At 48.0% G+C, this 6,014-nt stretch carries 3 protein-coding genes; 1 reads left to right on the top strand and 2 read right to left on the bottom strand.

The genetic code is table 11. The annotated features are described in order from the left end of the window. Window positions 1–87: 87 nt before the first annotated feature. Together HMPREF3066_RS02155 and HMPREF3066_RS02150 are read right to left on the bottom strand one after the other, a co-directional pair. Entirely contained in the window at window positions 88–1,401 is a 1,314-nt protein-coding gene (locus HMPREF3066_RS02155; protein ID WP_070440161.1) for an NCS2 family permease, read from the bottom strand. A gap of 233 nt (window positions 1,402–1,634) precedes the next feature. Beyond that, on the bottom strand, window positions 1,635–4,373 hold the full coding sequence (locus HMPREF3066_RS02150) for a YadA-like family protein (protein WP_070440160.1): 2,739 nt from the start codon (window positions 4,371–4,373) through the stop codon (window positions 1,635–1,637). Between the two features lie 665 nt (window positions 4,374–5,038). Between HMPREF3066_RS02150 and HMPREF3066_RS02145 the strand changes: the two genes are divergently transcribed. Continuing rightward, complete coding sequence (locus tag HMPREF3066_RS02145; protein ID WP_070440158.1) at window positions 5,039–5,971, top strand: AEC family transporter; 933 nt, start codon at window positions 5,039–5,041, stop codon at window positions 5,969–5,971. The last annotated feature ends 43 nt before the right edge of the window (window positions 5,972–6,014 follow it).

Below are 6,014 nucleotides of genomic sequence, written 5' to 3'. Positions count from 1 at the left end.
AAACAGCCGAAAACCTGTGTTTGGGGTTTCGGCTGTCGGGGGAAAAAGGAATTTTGCAAAGGTCTTGACTTTTCTACAAATGGAGCATTATCCTCCCAAATACCAGAATTTCAATGCCCACAATACGGCGACTATCCACACCATAGGCGGCACGTCTTTGATGCGGTTGCATAAAAGTTTAATCACGGCGTAGCTGATGAAGCCGAAGGCGATGCCGTCGGCAATCGAATAGGTGAACGGCATGAATACGATGGTCAGGAAAGCGGGAGCGGCTTCGGTCATATCGTCCCAGTCAATTTCACGCGCGCTGCGCAGCATTTGCGCACCGACGTAGAGCAGCGCAGGCGCTGTGGCAAAACCGGGAATGCTCTGCACCAGCGGTGAGAAAATCAGACACGCCAGCATCAATACGCCGACGGTTACGGCAGTCAGACCGGTGCGGCCGCCTGCGGCAACACCCGCCGCACTTTCGACATACGGCGTGGTTGAAGACGTACCCAGCGCGGCGCCAGCGACGATGGCGGTTGAGTCGGCGAACAGGGCGCGTTTCAGACGAGGCAGTTTGCCGTCTTCCAGCAGGCCTGCTCGGTGGGAAACGCCGACCAACGTGCCGGTGGAGTCAAACAAATCAACCAGGAAAAAGACGAAAATCACGCTGACCATGCTGAGGGTAAACAAGCCGTTGAAATCCATCTGCATGAAAGTCGGCGCGATGCTCGGAATTTCGCCGACCACGCCTTTAAACTCGCTCAAACCCAGCAGGGTGGAAATGGCGGTAATCGTCAGAATGGTCAGGATAATCGCCCCTTTGACGCGGAAATGCCCCAAAGCCACCACCATAGCGAAGCCTGCCAATACCAAAAGTGCAGCAGGTTGGTGGATGTCGCCCAGCTTCACCAAAGTCGCGTCGCTGGCGACGATGATGCCGGAACCTTTGAGCGCAATCAGCGACAGAAACAGCCCGATACCGGCGGCAATCGACATTTTCAAACCCATAGGCAGCGCGTTCACCAGCATTTCGCGCACTTTGAAAAAGCTGAATAAAATGAAAATGATGCCGGAAACGAACACCGCGCCCAAAGCCACCTGCCAGGGCACGCCCATGCCTTTGACGACGGCGAAAGTAAAGTACGCGTTCAAACCCATGCCCGGTGCGAGCGCAATCGGATAGTTACCGACGAAGCCCATCACGAAGCAGCCGATAGCGGAAGCGATACAGGTGGCGACGAATACCGCGCCCATGTCCATGCCCGTTTCGCCGAGAATCAGCGGATTGACAATGATGATGTAACACATGGCGAGGAAGGTGGTCAGTCCAGCCGTCAGCTCCGTGCGTACATTCGTGCCGTTTGCGCTTAAATTGAATATACGCTCCAGCACATTTTGATTTGAAGTAGTCATGATTTATGCTTTTCAAAAAAAAGGAAATTTGCGGGCGGTATTATACTGAAAACGCTTTGTTATCGGGTGAAAAATTGTCAACATTTCGGTTGAAATGGTTTGAGAAAAGGTCGTCTGAAAATCAGAGTTGGGTTTTCAGACGACCTTTGGGCATTTTTTCTTTCAAAGATTAAATGCATAAAAAACCCGCAGCCGAAGCTGCGGGTCAATTTAGGTCAGTTCTACGAAGAATATTACCATTCGTAGTTCAAACCTACGTTGTAAGATGCAGAGCCGCCTGAAGAGGTACCCACTGCAAGACCGGCTTTAGCTGCAAAGTTTTCATTGAAGCGATAACCTGCACCCACAGCAACTGCGGTATCAGATTTGAAACCACCCAAAGCAGCAGTAACATTGAATTTACCGACGCTGTAAGGTTGGAACAGGCCGCTGAGGGCTGCTTGTGCTGCCAGACCTTGGCGGGTCTCTTTACGCAGGTTCGCTACGTTTTTATCCAGGCTATCGATGCGTGCTGAGTTTTTAGCAATACCTGCAGCGTGTTGACCATTTGCAGTTTGCAATGCAGCAATATCGGTTTTGTTAGTATCGATTTGCTTAGTATTGGCTGCAATTTGTACCGCATTGGTATCGGCACTTTCTTGAGCTTTGGCAGCAGCGGTTTGTGCAGCTTTGGCATGGCTGTCAGCAGTTTCGGCAGATTTTTGGGCAACTTCAACAGCACCTTTTGCCGCTTGAGCTGATTTTTGAGCTTCAACAGCTATTGTTCTTACGCTTTCTACAGCAGTCTTATCAGCTTTGGTCTCAATTGCTGCTTTGTTGGCATCGATATCTGTGCGGTGAGCCTTCAAAGCATCAGCTGCAGCCAAATCTGCTTTTTTCAAAGTAATGATGTCTTCATCCAAGCTGGCGATCGCATTGTTGAAGCCTTCGTTAGCTTCTTTTTGCTCTTCAAGTTTGGCAGTATTTTCAGCGATCGCCGCTTTATTGGCGTCGATGTCTTGACGGTTAGCTTCTAAAGCGTCAGCTGCTGCTTTACCGGCTAATGCGAGATCACCGATGTATTTTTTATTGGCATCAATATCTTTGCGGTTGGCTTCTAAAGCCTCAGTTGCTTTCAGACCTGCTTGTGCCAAGTCAACGATGTCTTTATCGTGACGAGTGATAGCTGCGTTAGTTGCATCGCTCAGGGCAGTTACTTCATCACCGATGTCGTTAACTTTTTTGCCCATGTCGGCAGTGTATTTTGCCAATTCTTCGAAGTCAGCTTTATCGGCTTTAGTTTCAATTGCCGCTTTATTGGCATCAATTTCTTTACGATTGTCTTCTACAGCCTCTGCAGCAAGCTGCAAGCCCTTCGCCAAGTCAACGATGCCTTGTTTATTGGCATCAATATCTTTGCGGTTGGCTTCTAAAGCCTCAGTTGCTTTCAGACCTGCTTGTGCCAAGTCAACGATGTCTTTATCGTGACGAGTGATAGCTGCGTTAGTTGCATCGCTCAGGGCAGTTACTTCATCACCGATGTCGTTAACTTTTTTGCCCATGTCGGCAGTGTATTTTGCCAATTCTTCGAAGTCAGCTTTATCGGCTTTAGTTTCGATTGCTGCTTTGTTGGCATCAATATCTTGGCGGTTAATTTCTAAAGCTTCCATCGCAGCTTTACCTGCCGAGGCAAGATCACCGATGTCTTTATCCAAGCTGGCGATCGCATTGTTGAAGCCGTCGTTAGCTTCTTTTTGCTCTTTAAGTTTGGCAGTATTTTCAGCGATTGCTGCTTTATTGGCGTCGATGTCTTGACGGTTAGCTTCTAAAGCGTCAGCTGCTGCTTTACCGGCTAATGCGAGATCACCGATGTATTTTTTATTGGCATCAATATCTTTACGGTTAACTTCTAAAGCTTCCATCGCAGCTTTACCTGCCGAGGCAAGATCACCGATGTCTTTATCCAAGCTGGCGATCGCATTGTTGAAGCCGTCGTTAGCTTCCTCTTGTTCTTTCAAAGAAGCAGTATTTTCAGCGATTGCCGCTTTATTAGCATCAATATCTTTACGATTGTCTTCTACAGCCTCTGCAGCAAGCTGCAAGCCCTTCGCCAAGTCAACGATGCCTTGTTTATTGGCATCAATATCTTTACGGTTGGCGTCCAAAGCTTCAGTCAGACCTGCTACGCCTTTGCTTGCCTGGTCGGCTTTTTCGGTAACTGCATCAATTTTAGAAGCGGCATCCACTGCTTTATCGGCGGCATCTTTGGCTTCTTTTACTTTGCTGTCAACGTTGGCAGAAAGTTCGGTTACTTTGTCTTCGGCGGCTTTGGCGGAGGCTTTGGCATCTGCTGTGTCTTGTGCCAGGCTGTCCACACGGGTGTTTACTGCGGTTACTTCTTCGCCGATTTCGTCAAATTGGTCGGAAATGTCTTTACCCATATCGGCGACTGATTTATTCAGATCATTCACACCCGTGGCAACTTCAACAATATGCTTCCTATTGTCGGTAATGGCAGTTTTCAGTTTTTCGATGGTTTCGTCTTGTTCATTCAAAGCTGCGAAAGTGTCGTCCAACAGATCATTCACGCGGGCATTGACATCATCCACGCGGGCATCGACAGCGGTAAGGCGGCCTGCCAAACCCACACCTTTCAGGCTGTCGGCTTCGATATCTTCATTGGTGGCTTCGCGGACGGTTTTGTTACCATCGGCATCAGTTGCGATGAAATTTGAACCGGAAGCAAAACCATTAATGGTTTGTTCCAATTCCATGGTTTTCAAAAGCAGGGCATCGTTATCTTTTTTGAAAGTCAGTTTGCCGGTGTCTTTATCAAATGTTGTACCTTTGCCAAAAACGGTATGAAAGGCTGCGATACCTTGGTAATTCTTAGGAAACACATTCCCCAAATCTTCCCCGGCCGCTCCCGCTGTGCCACTTGCTACGGCTGCCGTAACAGCCAGGCTCAATACTTTTACATTGAATTGTTTCATGTTTTTTTACCTTTGTATGGTGGGTGTAAGGACGTTGATGCTTTTCCGGCGGCTCCCCGTAAACTGTAAAAGGATTATGCCGTTTCGGGCCGGAACTTAATAATCGCCAAGAAAAGTTTCAATGCATATTGTAAAAGTACGAAATTAAAAATCAAGGCTTTTGTCATTTTTTATAGGGGGAACAGGGGCGCATAGGCCGGCATTCTTCAATTTTTTTGAAATGTATTTTGATGCAATAAATGGCAACAGAATAATAAGCATATGAAATATATGATATTTTAATTTGATTTTTGGGTTTTTTTGATGGGTATTACCTTGTTTGGTAGAAAATATTTTAAATTTCTATTTTTATCAATTTGTGGGGAAAAAGCGACGAACGGTATTTTAATTTGATTATTCGGATGCATTTGGCATTTTGCTACTACAAGTAAATGTTTTAATTTTTGTAAAGAATTCTCTTGCGTATGAGGATGATGTACTTGTTGTCGGCAAGGCTCTGGTATTCTGGCATAAGGCTTAAATAGGTTTCAGACGACCCTTTTGCTTTTTATTTATAGGAGTCTGCATAGTGATGGCGATATAGCTTGGAAAACTGGGGCTTTATGGATAACGAAAGCTGCGATTTGCTATAAAATTCCTTTTCTATATTCAGATACGGATAAGCTATGGAAACCGCCCTGCTCCTTGCCGGCAAAATCACCGAGCTGACCCTGATTGTCCTGATGGGCATGGCGTTGGTGAAGTTTAAGCTCCTGAATTCCGAACACAGCCGCACGCTCTCCGTCATCGCACTCTATCTCATCAGCCCGTCGGTGATGATTCACGCCTTCCAAATCGAGAACACGCCCGACATTATTGACGGACTGAAACTCTCAGTTGCCTTGGCAGTCGTGTTCCACATCCTGCTGATCGCGCTGGGCAGGCTTTTCAAAACCCTGTTCAAGCTCGACACGCTCGAACACGCCGCCACGGTTTATACCAATTCCGGCAACCTCATCATCCCGCTGGTGATGTCGATTTTCGGACCGCAATGGGTGATTTACACCAGCGGCTTCATCATCGTCCAAATGTTCCTTTTCTGGACACACTTGCGCCTGCTGCTTTGCGGGCGCGGCAATCTGGCGTGGAAAACCGTACTGACCAACATCAACATCCTTTCCATCTTTATCGGCGTGTTCATGTTTGCCTTTCAAATCAAACTGCCGCACATCATCGACAACACGCTCGCCACCGTCGGCAGCATGATAGGTCCGGTCGCCATGCTCGTTGCCGGAATGTTGATTGCCTCGCTGCCGCTCAAAGAAATCGTCCTCTCCAAACGGATTTACCTCGTCGCCTTCCTGCGCCTGATACTTATCCCGCTGATTCTGTTGGTGTTTGTTAAAGTTTCAGGCATAGCCCGCTTGGGCGGACACAGCGATACCGTCGTCCTTATCAGCTTCCTCGCCACCGTCAGCCCCGCCGCGTCCACCGTTACCCAAATGGCGATGGTTTATGGTCAAAACGCCCGTAAAGCCAGCGCGATTTACGGCATCACGACGCTGCTGTGCGTCATCACCATGCCGCTGATGATTGCGTTGTATCAAGCGATGGTTTAAAAGGGGAGGGCAAGGCAAGGTCGTCTGAAAGCCTGAATTCAGG

The sequence above is a fragment of the Neisseria sp. HMSC03D10 genome (assembly GCF_001807625.1).
Lineage (GTDB): Bacteria > Pseudomonadota > Gammaproteobacteria > Burkholderiales > Neisseriaceae > Neisseria > Neisseria mucosa.
The sequence above is the reverse complement of the archived record's forward strand: the minus strand, read 5'-3'. Positions and strand labels throughout refer to the sequence as shown.